Source organism: Arthrobacter sp. UNCCL28 (genome assembly GCF_900102805.1).
In the GTDB taxonomy this organism is placed as follows: Bacteria; Actinomycetota; Actinomycetes; order Actinomycetales; family Micrococcaceae; genus Arthrobacter; species Arthrobacter nicotinovorans_A.
The window spans coordinates 63,978-81,251 of record NZ_FMWE01000008.1; the positions used below are offsets into that span (position 1 = coordinate 63,978).

Here is a 17,274-nt window from a genome sequence, read left to right on the forward strand (position 1 = left end):
CTCTGAACAACCTGTTCATTGGGGCACCCCGGCGCAACAATAAGGGTATGGCTGTGGAAGATTTCAGCGGACCGATTCCCCTGGTGGTGGGGGTTCTTCCGGACCAGCACGTGGAGGTCCTGCAGACCGCCCGGACGTTGGCCGAGCGGCTCGGCGTGCCGTTGGTGTGCGCCTATGTGGACGAGGCCAGCTACCTCGTTGAGTGGGACCCCTCGCGGGAGACACACCGGATGTCGCTGCACCCTGAGAAGGACAACGCCGACGTCGAAGCCGTCCGGGGTGACCTCGGCAAAGCGATCGCGGAAGCGATGGACGGCGGCACCGCCGAGTGGACGTTGCGTCTGCTGGCGGGAGATCCTGCACGGGCACTGGGCAGGCTTGCCGCTGATATCAACGCTTCCATGATCATCGTGGGAACACCCGAACCCGGGTTTGGCCACCGGATTTCCGAGGCCCTCAACGGCTCCGTGGCCGCTTGGTTGAGCCATCACCAACGCCGGCCGGTGCTGATTGTGCCCCAGAAAAAGCGGCCGGAAGCTCCCCATGGAAACTAAAGCGAAAGTAGTTATTCGAGGTGGTGGCGAAGGGGTTGCGGGCGACGTAGAGTGATTACTGCAGGGTAGCGAAAGCCCCTGCTCAAAGACCGCTCCGGAGTGCGTATCCCCCAATAACGCACTCCGGAGCTCTTTTGTTTAAGCAACCTTCTCTCACATCCCCTCCCCTCCAGCCGGACGCTCTTCCACATCCCCTCCCCTCCAGCCGGACGCTCTTCCACATCCCACGCTGACGGGACGACGGCGGCGCTAATGGTGAGTGCCGTCGTCGAGCCTTATGGGGGCGGCCTTCAACGGGTGGCTGGCCTCGTGCCGCGTACCGTCGCCACCCGCTTTGGATCTCCGAGAACGGCAACACGCCGCATGCACCGGCGTGTCCAGCCTTCAGCCGATTCAAAGTGGGTGGCGACGGGACCGCCTACTTTTGAAGACGGAACTTCCACGGCGTGAGCGCCGACTCCAACGCGGATGGGAAATCACAACGGCTCAGCCGAACAGCCACGCTGCCCCAAGAAGCAGCGGCACGGCCAGGATGCTGGTGAACACCGCCGTGGATTGGGCAATGCCCTGGCCCACGCCGTACCGGACCGCGTAGAGCACCACGTTTTGGCCGGTGGGAAGGATGGCGCAGGCGGTGACCACGAACGTGCTGAACGGGTCCAGATGGAACATGAATGCCGCCAGGATCCAGGCAAGCGCTGGCTGAACAGCAGATTTGAGGATCACGGCCACAGTGGTGGGCGCCCGATCGCCGATGCCGGGCCGGACGGAGAGCCCGTGCAGGGACATGCCGAAGATGATCAACATCAGCGGCACAGCCAACTGGGCTACAAGCGCCAGGGGGTCGAGGATGAGCGAGGGCACTTCGATGCCCAAAGCGCTCACGCCCACCCCGAGAATTGCTGCCACGGTGACAGGGTTGCGGAACGGGATGGACAGCACGCGCCAGACGGAGACATGTTTGCCCGCGGGATCTGTGAGGTCGAGGATGGTCAAGGCGATGGGTGTCACGATGGCCAGCTGAAACAGCATGATGGGCGTGACGTACGTGGCGCTGCCGAGGATATACAAGGACAACGGCACCCCCAAATTGGTGGAGTTCACGATTCCTACGGACAGCGCGCCGATAGTGGTCCGCCGGACACCCCAGCGGCCAATGAGGCCAGCCACGGTAAACACGAGCATGACCGCCACCGCGGTGACCACCGAAATCAGGCCCGTGGCACTGAGGACATCTGAAATATGGCGCGAGGCAATCGCCGAAAACATCAGGCAGGGCAGCCCCACCATGAAAGTCAGCGTCGAGAGAACCTTGCTGCCCTCGGGACCCAGTGCCTTGGTCCTGCCAAGGATGTAGCCAATGAGCAGCACCACGCTGACCACAAAGAAACCTTGAAGGACTCCGTCCACACCGTTTTCCTCAATCCGTAACTCTGGAGGCCCGGCTGGTGACGCAGGCTGGCTGGGAACGGATTAACCCTATCGGGCAGGAAACGGCGGGGCTGCCACGCGTCGTCACCACCCACTTTGGGTCCGAAACCACCTCGACACGCCGCAAAGGAAGGCGTGTCAGGCCGAACCAACACTCAAAGAAGGTCAGGAAGGCACACGCCGAACCACTACGGAAGCCGGAACGGCCGGGACGCGCTGCCGCTTGGCATAGACCCTGGCCCGCTGGCTGGACAACGCCAAGAGGACGAGGATGTCCGAGGCCAGGCCGGAGAGGCCGGCTTCCAGGGTGAGGTTGGCAGTGCCGGTGGAATAGTCGACGGCCTGCACCAGGATCGAGATGGAGCTCAAAGCCATGGCGATCACCCGGGCCCCATTGCTGCCAAGGAAGATCCGCCAGGCCAGGAAAACCTCGCCAAGTCCGAACAGCAGGACGATGACCGCCATGGTGACGATTACCGACGTCGTGGTCTCCGCATCCAGGACGACATCTTCAAGGCCAATGTCGCCGCCTGACGTCAGCAGGGTCATCGCCAACGTAAAAGCGGCTATGGCCCGGATGGCAACCAGGACCGCACCGGTCACGATGGGTGCCGGACGCCGGTCACGGCTGTCGGTCCGGCTGGGTGGTTGGTCGGCGGGGACGGAGACGCTGCGGGCATCGACAATGGGCAGGTCGCCGTCGGTTGAAATGGAATCACCGCCGCCGTTGCGCGTGTGGTAGCCGGTGGAAAAGTCCTTGATGACGTGCACGGAGACACTGGCTTCGGCAGCCGACACGGTGGAAACGATGTGGTCCCGCTCCACGTCCGTGTTCTGCTCGATTTTGTGCGTGATCTGCAAGGTGAAGAGCGAGAAGCCGACACTGCGGTCGTATGTTCCGGCGGCGAGCCAGTCCACCTGGTGTCCGCCTGGGAGGAGCCACCCTTCAGGGCATCGCCAAAAGCGGACGTGGTGGCGTTTGCCGGGGGTGTTGTTGACCTCTTGCTGGTAGGCAAAGTCCTGCTGCCGGTCGAAGAGATACAACGGGCTGACCGGAGCCTCGGTATAGCTCTGCCGGAAGATGGTGGAACTGACGATGCGCCGGCTGCTGGCGAAGGTGACGTCGTCGGCCAGGGTCCACCCGGCGGACCTCATGATCGCATGGACTTGGGGTTCGGCCCCCAGCAACGCGACGTTGACGGGGTCACCCAGCAGCCCGTCGCTGGTCCGGGCGCGGCCAATGAAATACCCGGGAACGTAAATGGTGGTCAGGATCCGGTGCAGCCGCGGCAACAGCAGGTAGGCAAGGAATGCCCAAAATACGAGGGAGAACCACAGTTGGCCCCACCCCAGATGGAAGCTTTCGCCCACCAACAGGAATGCCAGCCATACCGTGGCGGCTCCACCGAGGACGAAGAACCCGTGGTCGAGCCTGCTGTCCGTGGCGTCCTTGTTCGGCGCTGTGTCCATGAAGCTCCCCCCTGTGGCCCCTTAAGCTTGGGACTTCGGGTGGCAGTTGTACAGGCTTAGGCCCGCAGTTTCGGTACGTCGAGCTGGCCGTGGGCGATAAGCCACTGCAGGGATTCCAGGACTGCCTCCTCGGGTTCGTAGCGCGGCGCGTACCCGATCATCGATACAGCCTTCTGGATGCTCACGCAGTGGTTGCGGGACAGGTGGGCCCAGCTGATATCGGCAGCTTCCGCAGTGGTGCTCCGGCGGAACTCCTCCCAGCCCACCGTTTCCATACGAGGCTCCTGGCCAAACCACGATGCCGCCATGCCCACGTAACCCCGAACCGTCAACGCGGTGGGGGCAACAATGTTGAAATCTTCCCCGGCAGCCGATTCCCAGTTCAGGATGGCTTTCTCGAAGGCCTGAGCGACGTCGTCGGCATGGACATGATGCATCAACTCGGTGCCGTTCCCCGGAACCTGGAGTGCGTGCCCTGCGGCAATCGTCTTCCACACTCCCGGGTCCAGGTTCCCCAACGGCCCGATCGGCTGCCATCCGGGACCCACGATGTGGCCGGGATGAATCGACGTGGTGGCCAACCCGCCCGCTGCCGTCTCTTCCTTGAGCATGCGGGCAATGTCTCGCTTCCGGATCCCATACTCATCCAGGGGCTCTGCAGCGGAGTCCGCGCCTTCAACAAGGGGCAACTTCAGGCTGATGCCGTAGCGCCAAATGGAGCCGCAATGCAGCAGATGGCCGGTCCCGCCGCGCAGGCGTCCAACCAGAGCGCTGGCAGATTCGGGCGTGAAGCAGATGAGGTCAACCACGACGTCGGCACCCAGTTGCGCTACCCGGTCGCCAAAGCTGCCCTCCCGGTCCTCCTGCTCCCGGTCCGCGGTTACCTGGCGGACCTGCTGCCATTCAGGCGCAGCAACATAGGAAGTGCCGGTCCCGCGGCTGATGTTGATGACTTCATGCCCGGCCCGCACGAGCCTGGGTACAAGGAAGGACCCGATATGGCCGCTGCCGCCGATCACCACGATTTTCATTGTTCTCCGATCTCCACGAGCCACGGTACTGGCAGGTGAGGGCCTCTCGGTAGGGCCGAACGCAGTCACGGCTCCCGTGGAGTGGCGGTCCTTCTAAAGAACAGCAAAAGCACCCTGTGAAGCCCGACGTCGGCACTCACCCGGGTGCCGACGTCGGGCTTCTTTGCAGTTGGCCTCCAAGCACTGAACGTCAAGCCGCTGAATAATAACGAGACTTACTTGTTCGCGGGTTCGACAAACCGCAGGCCAACGTGACTAGCATGAATAGTCCGGGGCAGCCCGGGTACGTGACCTCTTGAACGACCCCCTCGGACGGTCGGCGTTGACGCGGCGACCACGTAAAGGAGAAAACTGTGCGGGAGCCTGCAGTCAGCGAGAGCGTGTCAGAAACCAGCGGAACTCCGGAAGAAAATTCGGAGGAAACGCCACAGGAAACGCCCGATGAAAGCGTGAGCGAACCGGCGGAAATCACTTTCGACGAGCAGTTCTACCCGGCCCGCCCCAAGGCGCTGAGGCCCATTGCCCGCAGGCGGCAATTTTTCGCGGCCCGCCCTTCCCTTGAATTCGACGGCCTGAACTCCACCTATGTGGATTGGCTCCGGAACCAGTCCATGCTGGGGGACGCCAACACCATGGCCCGGCAGCTTTCCGGCCAGGCGAGCATGTGGCAGAACTCCTATGCCAGGCCCAACCCCCGCGCTGCCGTGGAGCGCGCACCTGTCTGGTTCACGGCCTACCCGTTGTCCTTCATCACCAAGGATGGCCAGTCCTTCCTCTCGGCGCTGGGTGATCCCGAGCTTTGGGATGCGTTCAGCAAGATCGGCATCCGCGGTTTGCACACAGGCCCGGTGAAGCTGGCCGGCGGCATCCGCGGATGGTCTCAGACTCCCAGCGTGGACGGGCACTTTGACCGCATCTCCATGGCGATCGATCCCGCGTTCGGCACCGAAGAAGAGTTCCGCCAAATGTGCGAGGTCGCCAACCAGCACGGCGGAACCATCATTGACGACATCGTCCCGGGGCACACCGGCAAGGGTGCCGACTTCCGGCTGGCTGAGATGAACTTCCGCGACTACCCGGGGATCTACCACATGGTGGACATCCCCGAGGAAGACTGGCACCTGTTGCCGGACGTCCCCGAGGGCGCGGATTCGGTGAACATCAGCCCGGCTGCCGAGGAAGCCCTGCAGAAGGCGGGCTACATCATCGGGCGGCTGCAGCGGGTCATTTTCTATGAACCCGGCGTGAAGGAAACCAACTGGAGCGCCACCAAGCCAATCATCGACACCACCGGAAAGACCCGCCGCTGGGTCTACCTCCACTACTTCAAGTCCGGACAGCCTTCCATCAACTGGCTGGACCCAACCTTCGCCGGCATGCGCCTGGTTGTCGGCGATGCCCTGCACTCGCTGCTGGACCTTGGCACGGGCGCACTGAGGCTCGATGCCAACGGATTCCTGGGCGTCGAAAAGAGTGCGGAGGAGGAGCCGGGTTGGTCGGAGGGCCACCCGTTGTCTGAGGCCGCAAACCAGCTGATCGGGTCCATGATCCGTAAAGTGGGCGGGTTCTCCTTCCAGGAACTGAACCTCACCATTGATGACATCAAAGCCCAGTCGGAGTCCGGGCCCGACCTCTCGTACGATTTCATCACCCGGCCCGCGTACCACTACGCCTTCGTCACCGGAGATACCGAATTCCTGCGCCTGACCCTGCGCCTGTCCATGGAGATCGGGGTGGACCAGGCTTCCCTGGTCCATGCCCTCCAGAACCACGACGAGCTCACCTACGAGTTGCTGCACTTCGCAGCCGGCCACAGGGACGACATTTTTGAGCTGGGCGGCGAAGAACTGACCGGTGCCGAAGTTGCCGAGAAGGTGCAGGAAACCCTGCGGGAACGCCTCACGGGCGCGAACGGCCCGTACAACGCACTCTTCACCACAAACGGCATCGCCTGCACCACGGTCAGCTTCATCACGGCCGCGCTGGGTATCACGGACCAGGACGCCATCACCACCGAGCAGGAGGCCCAGGTGCGGGATGCCCACGTGCTGTTGTCCATGTACAACGCGCTGCAGCCGGGCGTCTTCGCGCTCTCCGGCTGGGACCTCACCGGTATCACGGCCCTGGACCGCGAGACCGTCAAGGAGCTGACGTCGCAGGGCGACACCCGCTGGATCAACCGCGGCGCCCACGACCTCATGGGAACCAGCCCCGAAGCGAAGACCTCGCTGGCAGGCATGGCCCGGGCCCGCAGCCTCTACGGCTCGTTGCCTGAGCAGCTCAACGATCCAAGCTCCTACGCGCGCCGGCTCCAGCAGATCCTCACAGTGCGGGAGGAGTCGGGCATCGCCACCAGCACCTTGCTGGACGTGCCCGAGGTCTCCAACCGGGGGCTTCTGGTGTTGGTCAACCAGCTCGCCGACGGAGCACTCCAGGTCACCGTGCTGAACTTCTCGGACCAGGACATCGCCGGCAGCATCCAGTCCTCACACCTCGTTCCGGGAGCTGCCGTGCATGACCTGTTCAGCGGCGAGGACGTCGGCCAGGTGGATGATCTGTGCAGCTTCTTCCTCCAGCTCGGGCCGTTCCAAGGCACGGCGCTGCTGTTGAAGGACCCGGTTGTGGAGGAAGAGTCCGCCGAATAGAACGCACGACGTCGGCACTCACGGTGAGTGCCGACGTCGCGGTTTGGTGTTATTCAGGCTGCGTCGAAACCGGGGCCTCGCGCCAGGACTGAACCAGGAAACCGCCGCCTGATGGAAGGCACTCGTTGGGCGGCAGGCCCTCGGGAGTGCCGCCACCGCCGAACGAGAATTCATCGCCGATGTTGAACGCCACGCCGTCCGGCAGCACAACCCCCTCGTTAGTGACTTTGGTTCCGAAGGGGAAGATCAGTCCATGGAATTTTCCGTCCCCTGGGTTGCTGACTATGCAGCCGCCGCTGCTCAGTCCCAAGGTTCCCGTGGCGAGCGCTTCCATGAAGACGTTTACGTCTTCGTCCGTGGAAACAGCCGCCTTATTGCCGTTGCCACCGGTAATAATCCTGGCGTTCCCCGTCGCATCTTTGAGCCCCGTAATCTCCGGCAGGGGCGAAAGGCCTGGCGGGTTCGACGCGTCCTCCTGAACAGTGACGGGTTCCGTTGCAGCCGGCGCAGCTTGCTCGTTGGGGGGAGCCGGCATGGAGGACGTCAGGACCACACCCACAACAACTGCTGCTGCCGCGGCCGCCAACCCTGCACCGGCCAGCACCCGGAGGCGGCGTCCCTTGGGCGAGCGTCGGTGGAGATCTTCTACGAAGCCCCCGACAGAAAGCTGCTCTGCATCGGTGCGCATGACGGCCAGGCTCTTCTCCCGGCTCCGGGCCAGTTCATCCTCTGTGACCGTCAAGGCGGGATCGGCAGAAGCCAGGCGGTCCAGGGTAGACGTTTCGTTGTTACGCATTGCGGGGATCCTCCGTGGTGTGGTCCGTCCGAAGCAGTTTGCTGAGCTCTTTCCGCGCCCGGTGCAGACGCATCCTGACCGCTGTTGCCGTGACATCGAGCAGGTCGGAAACCTCGGCAGAACTGAATCCATCCCAGTACGTCAGGAGAAGGACCTCGCGTTCCTCGGGTCTGAGCCGGTCCAGCGCTTCCCTCACCTCGCCGTCGTCCGTCCCCAGCTCGTGGGTTCGCTGCCGCTCCAGTTGCTGCGTGAGGTTGTGGGAGCGAACGGCTGAACGGTAGTGGTTGCGGAGGACGTTCCGGGCAATTCCGAACACCACGAGGACTGAGAGTTCCTGGTCCTGACGGGACTTTTCCCACGCGATCCGGAAAACGTCGGCGGTGAGGTCCTCCGCCGTCGACGCACCGTCGGTTCGACGCCGGAAATAGCGGTACACCTTGTCGTGGCACGCCGCGTGTGCCGCCAGGAAATGCTTCTGCCTGGCTGGCTCCACACGATCCCCCTGCTCCATTTGCAAGCTCATACCCCGTTAATGTCCGGCCGTAGGAAGAATGTAACCAACTTCCGGAAAAAGGCCCGAGGTTAGTCGCCTACTGCGTCGCGGCCACGGCGGAGGATCAGCGGATCGGCGTCGTAGACCACCGAGGTGTCCTTGTCCTCATACTCGAACTGGTTGAGGAAATAGCGCATGGCGTTGATGCGGGCGCGCTTCTTGTCGTTGGATTTGATGGTGATCCACGGTGCGTGGTCCGAGTCCGTGTGCAGGAATGTCTGTTCCTTGGCGTCGGTGTACTCTTCCCAGCGGTCCAATGACGCAAGGTCCATGGGCGAGAGCTTCCAGCGGCGGACGGGATCGATCTGGCGGATGGCGAAACGGGTGCGCTGCTCCTGCCTGGTAACGGAAAACCAGAACTTGGTCACGTGGATACCGGCGTCCACCAGCATCTTTTCGAAGACCGGCGCCTGCCCCATGAAGATGCGGTATTCGTCATCGGTGCAGAAGCCCATGACTTTCTCCACGTTGGCCCGGTTGTACCAGGAGCGGTCGAACATGACGATCTCCCCGGCCGTGGGAAGGTGCTGGATATAGCGCTGGAAATACCACTGGCCCTGCTCGCGGTCCGACGGCTTGGCAAGCGCCACAGTCCGGGCGGAACGGGGGTCCAGATGCTCCGTGAAACGCTTAATGGTGCCGCCCTTGCCTGCCGCGTCCCTGCCTTCGAACACGATCACATGCTTGAGTCCGCGATCCTGGCCCCAGTACTGGAATTTCAGCAGCTCGATCTGGAGCCGGTACTTCTCGATCTCGTACTCGTCCCGCGTCATCCGCTGTTCGTAGGGATAATCCTCGTTCCAGGTCTCCACCGCCGATCCACCGGGGTCGATCAGGTCGGGGTCTTCCCCCTGCCCGCCGCTGATGGTGTAACCCAGCTCCACCAAGTGATCGATGGTCTCCCTCAAGTTGTCCCTGACCCACCAATTGTCCAGAGAAGTGGATAGTGCGTTTGCCTCCGTCATGCGGTCCTCCTGGTCAGCCGTGTAGTGCCCGGAGCCTAGCAATGACTGGTGACGGGAACATGAACAGGGTTGCAGGCCATCAACCGTGGTTGCGGCGGGACTCCGTTGTGGTGAAAAGCAGCCAGATCAACCAGACGCCCACAAGGATGGCGGCACCGGGCAGCACCTCCGGGACACCAGGGGCATCCCCCGGCGGAAGGAGGACGAATCCCAGGCACAGGGCGATCGCCACTACAACCGTGCTCAGGACCTGGGGAACAATCTCCAGCGTCCTGCGGCGGACAAGCTTGACCACCAACTCCAAGACCATGATCAGCACAATGGCCGCACCCATTCCCAAGGGGTACGCACTGAAGCCGGGAACGAAGTCCTGCCCGGAAGCCCAGAGCATGAAAACCACCAGCCCGGCAAGGAGTGCCATCGAGGTGACGAGCGCTGCGCTGATCCTCAGGCCAGGCAACCGCCGCTGCCGGTCATGCCGTTTCCGTGGAATGTAGTCCCAGGCGCCGCGGGTGAGCCTGGAACCGACCCACCCCGCAATCACCACCAGAACGAGCGGGACCAGCACGGGTGTGACGTAGTTGTTGCTGACTGCCCAGAAGAAGGCTAGGAGCGCCGTGTAGACCTGGGGTGTGGCGAAGACGCCCAACCACCAGCCCAGCAGGAACTCCTTGCGGGCTGCCGGCAGGTCAAGTGGATGGACCAGAAAGTGGGTTTGCGGGTCCGGTAATTGGACCTTCTCTTCGATCGGATTCATTGTGTCCTCCAAGGGACCTTCTCAATGTAGGGCGGACGAAGACCTGCCCGTGCAATTTCGTATACCTTCTGGCGCGCCACTCCGAGCTCTCCGGCCACGGTGACGGCGCTGTATTCGTCCAGGAGCTCAGCGACAGCCGCTGACCTGACTCCGGACGCCCTGGAATTCAAATGTGCGGCAAAGGCACTGACTTCCGCGGACAGCAGGGCCACGGCCAAAGGCCCGCCGAATGCTTCTGCCCAACCAGGACTGCCCGCTGCGGCAGCCGCGTACATGGCATCGCCGCCATCGTTCAAGACGGAGCGCACCTGCTCCGGGGTGATCCCGCGTTCTGCAAACCTGTTGGCTGCTGCTTCACGGGAGCCGTCGTCGGCTGCACGATGGGTGAGCACCTGCTGCCACTGCGGATCAGGGCCTGGCGAAGTTAAGCTGTCACCCCCGGGTTGACTGACCATGCGTCCATGGTGCCCGCACTCAAGCACCGCGTCAACCCCCGGGTGACAAATTTACTGCCCGGCAGTGGCGAGCTCAATCCAGTAGCGCCTGAAGGGCTGGCCTTCCTCATCCAAGCGAACGTCTTCGAGCTGGCCGCCGTTGCGCTCGATGGTCCTGGCGGACGCCGCATTGCTGTCATCACAGGTCAAGAGGACCCGCCCGGGCCCTCCCCCGGCTGCCAGCCCGGCACATACTTCCTGCAAAGCCCAGGTTGCTGCCCCACGGCCACGATCGGAAGGACGCACGCCGTACCCAACATGTCCGCCCGAGTTCAGCAGGGCCGGTGTCAAGTAGTGACGGAAGGCGATGGCCCCCACATACCGTGAGCCATCAGTTATCCAGCGATAAGTGCAGGGGACGATGCCGTTCACTTCTTCGGCATGTTCAGCCTCAAGCAACTTATCCACCCATGCAGCGAAACCTTCCGCCGTGCTGATGTCATCGCCGGCAAACAGCCCGGCACCATCCTGATGCGTGCCATCCCATTCGCGGTGGGACTCGATGAATGACTCGTAGAAGGAAACGTCCGGGGCAACAAGCGTCAACATCCCTCGACCCTACCCCGGCGCGCAAACTCGTCCCGGGACAGCTGATTGGTCCTGCAGAACATTCGCCCGGCAACAGGCCTACGCCTGCGTCGAACCCCGGGGCAATTTCCGGCCCTGGACCGCGGCATGGGTCTTCTGGAGCGCCGAAACCGAGGCGTCATAGGAATGCTGGGCGACTCCCACGAAGAGGCAGTCCACCACCATCATCTGGGCGATGCGGCTCCCCATGGCCCCGGACCTGAAGGGAGTCTCGCGTGCGGCGGTATTCAGCACAATATCCGCCGCCCGCCCCAACGCCGAGTCGGCGTGATTGGTGACCGCGATAGTGGTTGCCCCTGCCGCCTTCGCTGCCGCGAGGAAGTCCACCGTGTCCACGGTGGTGCCCGAGTGGGAGACGGCGACAGCAACGCCGTCGTGGTCCAAAAGCGCCGCAGAGGCCAGCGCCGCATGCGGGTCAGACCAAGCAAAGGACGTCCGGCCGATCCTGTGCAGTTTCTGCTGCAGGTCCTCGCCCACCAGGCCTCCTGCCCCAACGCCGAAGATGTCGGTCTTCCGCGAAGCGGAGATGGCCTTCACAGCCTGGGCGAGGTGGTCGACGTCGAGCACTTGTGCCGTGTCGGCGATGGACATGGTCTCGTTGAAGGCGATCTTGGAGACTATATCCCGCAGCGAATCGGACGTGTTGATGTCCTCGTAGACTCCCGCCGGGACGCTGTTGGCGAGGCTTTCGCGAGCGGTTTCCCGGGCGAGGTCCAGGCGCAGATCGGAATACCCGCTGTAGCCCACCTTTTTGTAGAAGCGCACAACGGACGTGGTGGATGTTCCGCCCTGTTCAGCGAGATCAGCGATTGACATCATGGCGGCCCGGGAAGGATCAGCGAGCACCAACTCTGCGACGGCGCGCTCGGAAGGGCGCAGGGAGGGCAATGCGGAGCGTATCCGCACCAAAACGGTCCGCGACAACTGCACGTTCGGTGCCTCTTCCATGGAGCTTCCTTTCAGACGGGTCAGCCCAGCCCACAGTAGCGGCCCGTGCATGTAAATAATTTACCCAACCATCGCATCGCGGGTAAACGATTGACGCGCAACTCCACAGCGAATACGGTCGGTGTAAGCGACATCACAAAAGTTGTCATGCCCTGCTCATCTGAAAGGCTCCCCATGACACTCAACCGCCGAAAATTACTCCACGCATCGGGACTCGCTGCCGCAACAGCCGTCATCGCACCCTTTGCCCCCGGCGCTACTGCTGCCAGCCTCCAAACCACCCGCCCCGGGAAGCCCGGCACCACAATCAACGGCGCCGACGCTGCCGCCGCGGACAAATGGAGCATTTTTGCCGGCCGGCGGGTGGGAGTCATCACCAACCCCACCGGAGTCCTGGCAAACTTCCACTCGATCGTTGACGACATGGCGGATAACGGCGTGGACGTAAGAGCCGTTTTCGGCCCCGAGCATGGGTTCCGCGGCACCGCCCAGGACGGCGGCAGCGAGGGCACCTCAGTGGATCCCCGCACCGGCATCACCGTTTACGATTCTTACGGCGCTGAAGTGGACGGCTACGTGGGCTTCTACGAGAAATCCGGTGTGGACACTATCTGCTTCGACATCCAGGACGTGGGCGCGCGGTTCTACACCTACATCTGGACCATGTGGGGAGCCATGCAGGCCGCCTCCAGGACGGGCGCCAGGTTCGTGGTCCTTGACCGGCCGAACCCCGTCGGCGGACAGGCGCGCGGCCCGGTCCTGCGGCCGGGATTCGAGTCCGGAGTGGGAAAGCTGGGAATCGCCCTCCAACACGGCATGACCGTAGGCGAGCTGGCCAAGTACTTCAATGCAGTGCACTTGCCCGCAGCCGGCCTCACTCCCCTCCAGGACCTCCACATAGTGGAAGTGCAGGGATGGCGCCGCGAAATGACCGGACCGGACAACCGCGCCGCGTGGATCCTGCCCAGCCCCAACATGCCCACTCCCGAGACCGCGCTCCTGTACCCGGGCACAGCACTCTTTGAGGCCACCAACATGTCCGAAGGCCGCGGGACCACCCGGCCTTTCGAACTGATCGGCGCTCCTTACGTGGATTACCGCTGGGCCGAGGCACTGAACAGCAAGGGCCTCGCAGGTGTCACGTTCCGCGAAGCCTACTTCCAGCCCACCCTTTCCAAGAACCAGGGAATCATCTGTGGTGGAGTCCAGGTACACATCACCGATCCTGCCCGCGTAGAAGCCTTGGAAATCGGCACGCACATGCTGGTGGAAGCAAAGCGGTTGTACCCCGGCTTCGGTTGGCGCGGCGACGCCGGGCGCTGGATGGGGCTGCTGAGCGGGTCGGCCCGCTTTGCCGAACAACTCGACGCCGGCGCGGACGCCCGGACCATCATGGACAGCTGGCGGGCGGAACTGGGTCAATTCGTCCGCGATACCCGCCAATACCTCCTCTACAACGGACCCCGCTAACCAGCCGGAACACTCACGATCGGAATGGGAACCCTCATGCTCAGAAAAGGAACTACGTTGATGACGGCCGCCGCCACGGCGCTGCTCATGACAGGCGCGGGAGTGGTGGCAGGGGGCGTCGCCGCAGCCGCCCCCACCACGGCACGCACGACGACGGTCGCTGCCTCGCCGGACATCGAGGCGATGATTGCCGGCATGTCGCTGGACGAGAAGATCGGCCAGATGACCTGGACGCACGTCTACGGTTCATCGGCCGACGACACGTCCATGGCGGCAAGCAACCAGGCCCGCTACGGCGTCAATACGCCCGCTGAAGTCGTAGCCAAGTACAACCTTGGCGGGGTCCTCTACTTCGCCTGGTCCGGGAACACCAACAATCCCGGGCAGGTGGCTGGCCTGTCCAACGGGCTGCAGCAAACGGCAGTAGGCCAGGACGGGACGGGCATTCCGTTGGCCGTCACCATCGACCAGGAAGGCGGGTTGGTGGCCCGGATCGGGTCACCGGCCACCGTCCTCCCCGGAAACATGGCCCTGGGTGCCACGGCAGATCAGGAACTTGCCAGGGCGCAGGGTGAAATCCTGGGGTCCGAGATGCGCGCCATGGGTATCAATGTGGACTTCGCACCCGTCCTGGACCTCAATTCGAACCCGGACAACCCCGTGATCGGCATCCGTTCCATGGGTGAAGACCCGGCGCTGGTCAGCGCCCTTGGCGTGGCACAGATCGACGGCATGCAGGAACACAACGTGGGCGCTGCTGCCAAGCACTTCCCCGGCCACGGCGATACATCGGTGGACTCCCACTATGGACTGCCCACCGTCACCTACGACCGCGAGACCCTGAACCAGCACCTGAAACCCTTCAAAGCAGCCATCGACGGTGGCGTGGACATGGTCATGACAGCCCACATCATTGTTGAGGCCATCGACCCGGAAATGCCCGGCACCCTGTCGCACAAGGTTCTGACTGGTTTGCTCCGGGACGAGCTCGGATTCAAGGGCCTGGTCACCACGGATGCACTCGATATGGCCGCGATGGCCGCCGAATGGCCCCAGGAAGAAATCGCGGTCAAGGCCATCCAGGCCGGCTCGGACATCCTCCTGAACTCCCCGGATGTGGACGCCTCGTTCGCAGGGGTCCGCGCCGCCGTCGAGTCCGGTGAGCTGACGGAGAGCCGCCTTGATGAGTCCGTCCGCCGGATTCTTGAGTGGAAGGTCAAGCGGGGAGTCTTCGAGCAGCCGATGGCGGACCCCAACGCCGTGGACCAGTTGGTGGGAACCGCGGGCAACCTGGCCACGGCCAACCAGATCTCGGACCGGGCGGCGACGCTGCTCCGCAACGAGGACAGGGTCCTCCCCCTCGCCCCCGGAAGCTCGGTACTCATGGTGGGGGCCGGTTCCGCCAAGCCTGAAACTGCCGCTCCCCTCCTGAAGGAACAAGGCTTCGCCGTCACCGAAGACTACGAAGCCGGAGCCTCGCCCTCCGCCGCATATCGGGCACGGGCGGTAGCGGCCGCACGCGGCGTCGATGCCGTGGTTTTCGCCTCGTACAACGCCACTGCCAACGCGGCCCAGCAACAAATGGTGGCAGAACTGGCGGCGACCGGAACCCCCGTGATCGTCGTTGCCACACGAAATCCCTATGACATCAGCGTCTATCCTGGTGCAGCCGCCGTCCTCAACAGCTACGGCGTCAACGCGGTAAACTTCCACGGCGTGGCCCGCGCCATCTCCGGTGCGGTGAACCCCGGCGGCAAGCTGCCGGTCAACATACCCGAAGCAGACGGCGACGGCGTCCTGTTGCCTTTGGGCTTCGGCCTCCACTACGAATCCACGACGCCGGCAGCCGTCACCTTCACGGACAAGCCGGGCCGGGGCCAGGACGCCTACACCGTCCCATCGGTGGACGGCGTGACCTACCTGGTGGACGGCAAGGAAATCTCCGCCGGAACGTACAAGAAGCCTGAAGGTACGGTGACCGTCACGGCCGTACGCGGCAAGGGGTACGTGTTCACCGAAGGCGCCGTCACCGAATGGAGCCACACGTTCACCACGGGACTCCCCAAGCCGTAGGCCCTGGAAAAAGGACTACACCACCGCGGAGTTCATCAGTGCGACCGTGATGAGCAGGGCAACCCCGAACATCGGCAGGCAAAGTACCAGGTTTGTCACCCGGTTGTCCCTCATCACGGCCACGAACTCGCGGAGAAAGGCGCTGGGCACGAAGTACCTGGCGGTGGGAGCACCCACTACCTCGGCGTTGATTTTCTGGCGCCGCGACAGGAGGGCCGCGCGGAGAACATGGTAGTTGTTGGTGCACACCAGCACCGGTCCCTGGATACCTTTGTCGGCAAGCAAGGCAACCGAATAGGCGAGGTTCTCTCGGGTGGTGGTGGCCTGGTTTTCTTCCAGCACATCGACGGCCGAAGCGCCCTTGGCCACCAGATATTCCTTCATTGCGGTGGACTCGGGCCGCGGTTCGTCCGGGCCTTGGCCACCGGAAGGCACCAGTACGGGCCTGACCGGTGCGCCGCCGTCGTAAATTTCCAAAGCCTTGTTCAGGCGCGCGGCGAGCAATGGCGGGACTTTGCCGTCAATCAGGCCGGAGCCCAGGACAATCACGGCCGCCGGATTCGCGCTGAACCGCATCCTTGAATACACCAGCGCATACCCGAGGAACACCACAAAGGCGCAGCCCAGGTAAGCGCAGAGGAAGAACGCCAAGGCGGCGAGACCCGCCAGGACGGGCTGCCCGCTCAGCACGAACAGGAAGGCCACAACGGGAGCGAGGAACACTGCCAGGCCCACGGCGATGGGCAGGAAGCTGCTGATGCCGGGACCCTCCCTGTGGACCATGGTGATGCCGTTGGCGATCAGGAAGCCGGCGAACACAAAAATGCTCACCACCGGGACCACTACGATCACCAGGTTCAGCCACTCGAACCACGGGTTCAGGTCGATGAGGAAGTCCAAGAGCGCCTGAAGCAGCAACCAGGCCGCCACCAGCAGGAGCACCCCGTTGCGGAGCCTGCGCCGATCGGACTGGTAGGAGGCAAGGAAGAGCCCCGCAAAGAGAAGTCCAAGGACCAGGTTCAGCATGGTCCAAGCCTATGCGTTGAGGATGGCGCCCTGGTCTGGTCACGGACGCCTCGGTAGTCGGTCGCCGCATGAGTAAAGTTCGACGTCGGCCACCGGGTGGGTGCCGACGTCGGGCTTTTGGGCGGATTCAGCTCTTGGTCTCGTTGGGGTGGCTTGTATGGACCTGCTCGAGAAATACGACACGATCCTCAATGTAGAACCAGAGGCGGGCATCTCCCTTGAGGGTGGGCTTGTACTGCCATCGCTCATGGGTAGCTCCGTCACGCTTTACGATTCCCAGCTCGCCGCGTAGCGGATAGTTGAAAGGAGTTACCTGCTGAGGAGTCCGGGTCAGAAAATCCCACGCATCAGCCATCGAATTCCTGATGGTGGCTTTCAAGTCTGTCCATCCCCGTCTGGCTTGGACGGAGGCAAATCGGAGTTCGTACTCGCTCTTTTTGGTCGGACGTTCAACCTTTTCGTTCTTCGACATT

The 17,274-nt window shown here is 63.2% G+C and carries 16 protein-coding genes; 4 read left to right on the forward strand and 12 right to left on the reverse strand.

Annotation, left to right across the window (positions count from 1 at the left end):
* Positions 1-47: 47 nt before the first annotated feature.
* Positions 48-554 carry a universal stress protein gene (locus BLQ01_RS18630; protein ID WP_091553515.1) on the forward strand — a complete coding sequence of 169 codons (507 nt, stop codon included), beginning with the start codon at positions 48-50 and terminating at the stop codon, positions 552-554.
* Between the two features lie 486 nt (positions 555-1,040).
* On the opposite strand, the gene BLQ01_RS18635 is transcribed toward BLQ01_RS18630, so the two are convergent.
* The 3 genes from BLQ01_RS18635 to BLQ01_RS18645 all read right to left on the reverse strand — a co-directional run bounded on the left by BLQ01_RS18635 (position 1,041) and on the right by BLQ01_RS18645 (position 4,486).
* A complete protein-coding gene (locus BLQ01_RS18635; protein WP_091553518.1) occupies positions 1,041-1,964 on the reverse strand; it encodes an AEC family transporter in 924 nt (307 codons plus the stop codon).
* Between the two features lie 186 nt (positions 1,965-2,150).
* Positions 2,151-3,455 (reverse strand): LssY C-terminal domain-containing protein, encoded by a 1,305-nt coding sequence (locus BLQ01_RS18640; protein ID WP_091553520.1) that lies wholly within the window; start codon positions 3,453-3,455, stop codon positions 2,151-2,153.
* A gap of 56 nt (positions 3,456-3,511) precedes the next feature.
* Positions 3,512-4,486 (reverse strand): NAD-dependent epimerase/dehydratase family protein, encoded by a 975-nt coding sequence (locus BLQ01_RS18645; RefSeq protein WP_091553522.1) that lies wholly within the window; start codon positions 4,484-4,486, stop codon positions 3,512-3,514.
* Positions 4,487-4,839: 353 nt separating this feature from the next.
* Here BLQ01_RS18645 and treS point away from each other — a divergent pair, with 353 nt between their 5' ends.
* Positions 4,840-7,131 (forward strand): maltose alpha-D-glucosyltransferase, encoded by a 2,292-nt coding sequence (gene treS / locus BLQ01_RS18650; RefSeq protein ID WP_026541114.1) that lies wholly within the window; start codon positions 4,840-4,842, stop codon positions 7,129-7,131.
* A gap of 49 nt (positions 7,132-7,180) precedes the next feature.
* Here treS and BLQ01_RS18655 read toward each other — a convergent pair whose 3' ends face one another.
* The 7 genes from BLQ01_RS18655 to BLQ01_RS18685 all read right to left on the reverse strand — a co-directional run bounded on the left by BLQ01_RS18655 (position 7,181) and on the right by BLQ01_RS18685 (position 12,232).
* Positions 7,181-7,927, reverse strand: a complete 747-nt coding sequence (locus BLQ01_RS18655; RefSeq protein WP_091553524.1) for a hypothetical protein — start codon at positions 7,925-7,927, stop codon at positions 7,181-7,183.
* A complete protein-coding gene (locus BLQ01_RS18660; RefSeq protein WP_081733321.1) occupies positions 7,920-8,450 on the reverse strand; it encodes an RNA polymerase sigma factor in 531 nt (176 codons plus the stop codon). The genes BLQ01_RS18655 and BLQ01_RS18660 overlap by 8 nt, the downstream gene beginning before the upstream one ends.
* A 59-nt stretch (positions 8,451-8,509) precedes the next feature.
* Positions 8,510-9,445, reverse strand: a complete 936-nt coding sequence (gene ppk2, locus BLQ01_RS18665; protein ID WP_035760806.1) for a polyphosphate kinase 2 — start codon at positions 9,443-9,445, stop codon at positions 8,510-8,512.
* A gap of 79 nt (positions 9,446-9,524) precedes the next feature.
* Positions 9,525-10,202 (reverse strand): hypothetical protein, encoded by a 678-nt coding sequence (locus BLQ01_RS18670; RefSeq protein ID WP_091553526.1) that lies wholly within the window; start codon positions 10,200-10,202, stop codon positions 9,525-9,527.
* Positions 10,199-10,657, reverse strand: a complete 459-nt coding sequence (locus BLQ01_RS18675; RefSeq protein ID WP_139183517.1) for a hypothetical protein — start codon at positions 10,655-10,657, stop codon at positions 10,199-10,201. Before BLQ01_RS18675 ends, BLQ01_RS18670 begins: the two co-directional genes overlap by 4 nt.
* Before the next feature lie 51 nt (positions 10,658-10,708).
* Positions 10,709-11,245: a GNAT family N-acetyltransferase gene (locus tag BLQ01_RS18680; RefSeq protein ID WP_091553530.1), complete on the reverse strand. Its 537-nt coding sequence runs from the start codon at positions 11,243-11,245 to the stop codon at positions 10,709-10,711.
* Positions 11,246-11,323: 78 nt separating this feature from the next.
* Complete coding sequence (locus BLQ01_RS18685) at positions 11,324-12,232, reverse strand: MurR/RpiR family transcriptional regulator (protein WP_026547738.1); 909 nt, start codon at positions 12,230-12,232, stop codon at positions 11,324-11,326.
* 174 nt (positions 12,233-12,406) lie between these two features.
* On the opposite strand from BLQ01_RS18685, the gene BLQ01_RS18690 reads away from it, so the two are divergent.
* Positions 12,407-13,702 (forward strand): exo-beta-N-acetylmuramidase NamZ family protein, encoded by a 1,296-nt coding sequence (locus BLQ01_RS18690; RefSeq protein ID WP_091553532.1) that lies wholly within the window; start codon positions 12,407-12,409, stop codon positions 13,700-13,702.
* Positions 13,703-13,762: 60 nt separating this feature from the next.
* Entirely contained in the window at positions 13,763-15,775 is a 2,013-nt protein-coding gene (locus BLQ01_RS18695) for a glycoside hydrolase family 3 protein (protein ID WP_254779534.1), read from the forward strand.
* Positions 15,776-15,790: 15 nt separating this feature from the next.
* Here BLQ01_RS18695 and BLQ01_RS18700 read toward each other — a convergent pair whose 3' ends face one another.
* Complete coding sequence (locus BLQ01_RS18700; protein WP_091553534.1) at positions 15,791-16,801, reverse strand: YdcF family protein; 1,011 nt, start codon at positions 16,799-16,801, stop codon at positions 15,791-15,793.
* 127 nt (positions 16,802-16,928) lie between these two features.
* The gene (locus BLQ01_RS18705; RefSeq protein ID WP_091553536.1) at positions 16,929-17,273 is read right to left on the reverse strand and encodes a hypothetical protein; all 345 of its coding nucleotides are present in this window, start codon (positions 17,271-17,273) and stop codon (positions 16,929-16,931) included.
* Position 17,274 lies beyond the last annotated feature (1 nt).

What these genes read in the sequence shown, in the direction of transcription:
- BLQ01_RS18685 (WP_026547738.1), bottom strand. Translation starts at nt 12,232, where the DNA reads ATGGAAGAGGCACCGAACGTGCAGTTGTCGCGGACCGTTTTGGTGCGG.
- BLQ01_RS18655 (WP_091553524.1), bottom strand. Translation starts at nt 7,927, where the DNA reads ATGCGTAACAACGAAACGTCTACCCTGGACCGCCTGGCTTCTGCCGAT.
- BLQ01_RS18690 (WP_091553532.1), top strand. Translation starts at nt 12,407, where the DNA reads ATGACACTCAACCGCCGAAAATTACTCCACGCATCGGGACTCGCTGCC.
- BLQ01_RS18630 (WP_091553515.1), top strand. Translation starts at nt 48, where the DNA reads ATGGCTGTGGAAGATTTCAGCGGACCGATTCCCCTGGTGGTGGGGGTT.
- BLQ01_RS18700 (WP_091553534.1), bottom strand. Translation starts at nt 16,801, where the DNA reads ATGCTGAACCTGGTCCTTGGACTTCTCTTTGCGGGGCTCTTCCTTGCC.
- BLQ01_RS18695 (WP_254779534.1), top strand. Translation starts at nt 13,763, where the DNA reads ATGACGGCCGCCGCCACGGCGCTGCTCATGACAGGCGCGGGAGTGGTG.
- ppk2 (WP_035760806.1), bottom strand. Translation starts at nt 9,445, where the DNA reads ATGACGGAGGCAAACGCACTATCCACTTCTCTGGACAATTGGTGGGTC.
- BLQ01_RS18640 (WP_091553520.1), bottom strand. Translation starts at nt 3,455, where the DNA reads ATGGACACAGCGCCGAACAAGGACGCCACGGACAGCAGGCTCGACCAC.
- BLQ01_RS18705 (WP_091553536.1), bottom strand. Translation starts at nt 17,273, where the DNA reads ATGTCGAAGAACGAAAAGGTTGAACGTCCGACCAAAAAGAGCGAGTAC.
- BLQ01_RS18670 (WP_091553526.1), bottom strand. Translation starts at nt 10,202, where the DNA reads ATGAATCCGATCGAAGAGAAGGTCCAATTACCGGACCCGCAAACCCAC.
- BLQ01_RS18680 (WP_091553530.1), bottom strand. Translation starts at nt 11,245, where the DNA reads ATGTTGACGCTTGTTGCCCCGGACGTTTCCTTCTACGAGTCATTCATC.
- BLQ01_RS18645 (WP_091553522.1), bottom strand. Translation starts at nt 4,486, where the DNA reads ATGAAAATCGTGGTGATCGGCGGCAGCGGCCATATCGGGTCCTTCCTT.
- BLQ01_RS18660 (WP_081733321.1), bottom strand. Translation starts at nt 8,450, where the DNA reads ATGAGCTTGCAAATGGAGCAGGGGGATCGTGTGGAGCCAGCCAGGCAG.
- BLQ01_RS18675 (WP_139183517.1), bottom strand. Translation starts at nt 10,657, where the DNA reads ATGGTCAGTCAACCCGGGGGTGACAGCTTAACTTCGCCAGGCCCTGAT.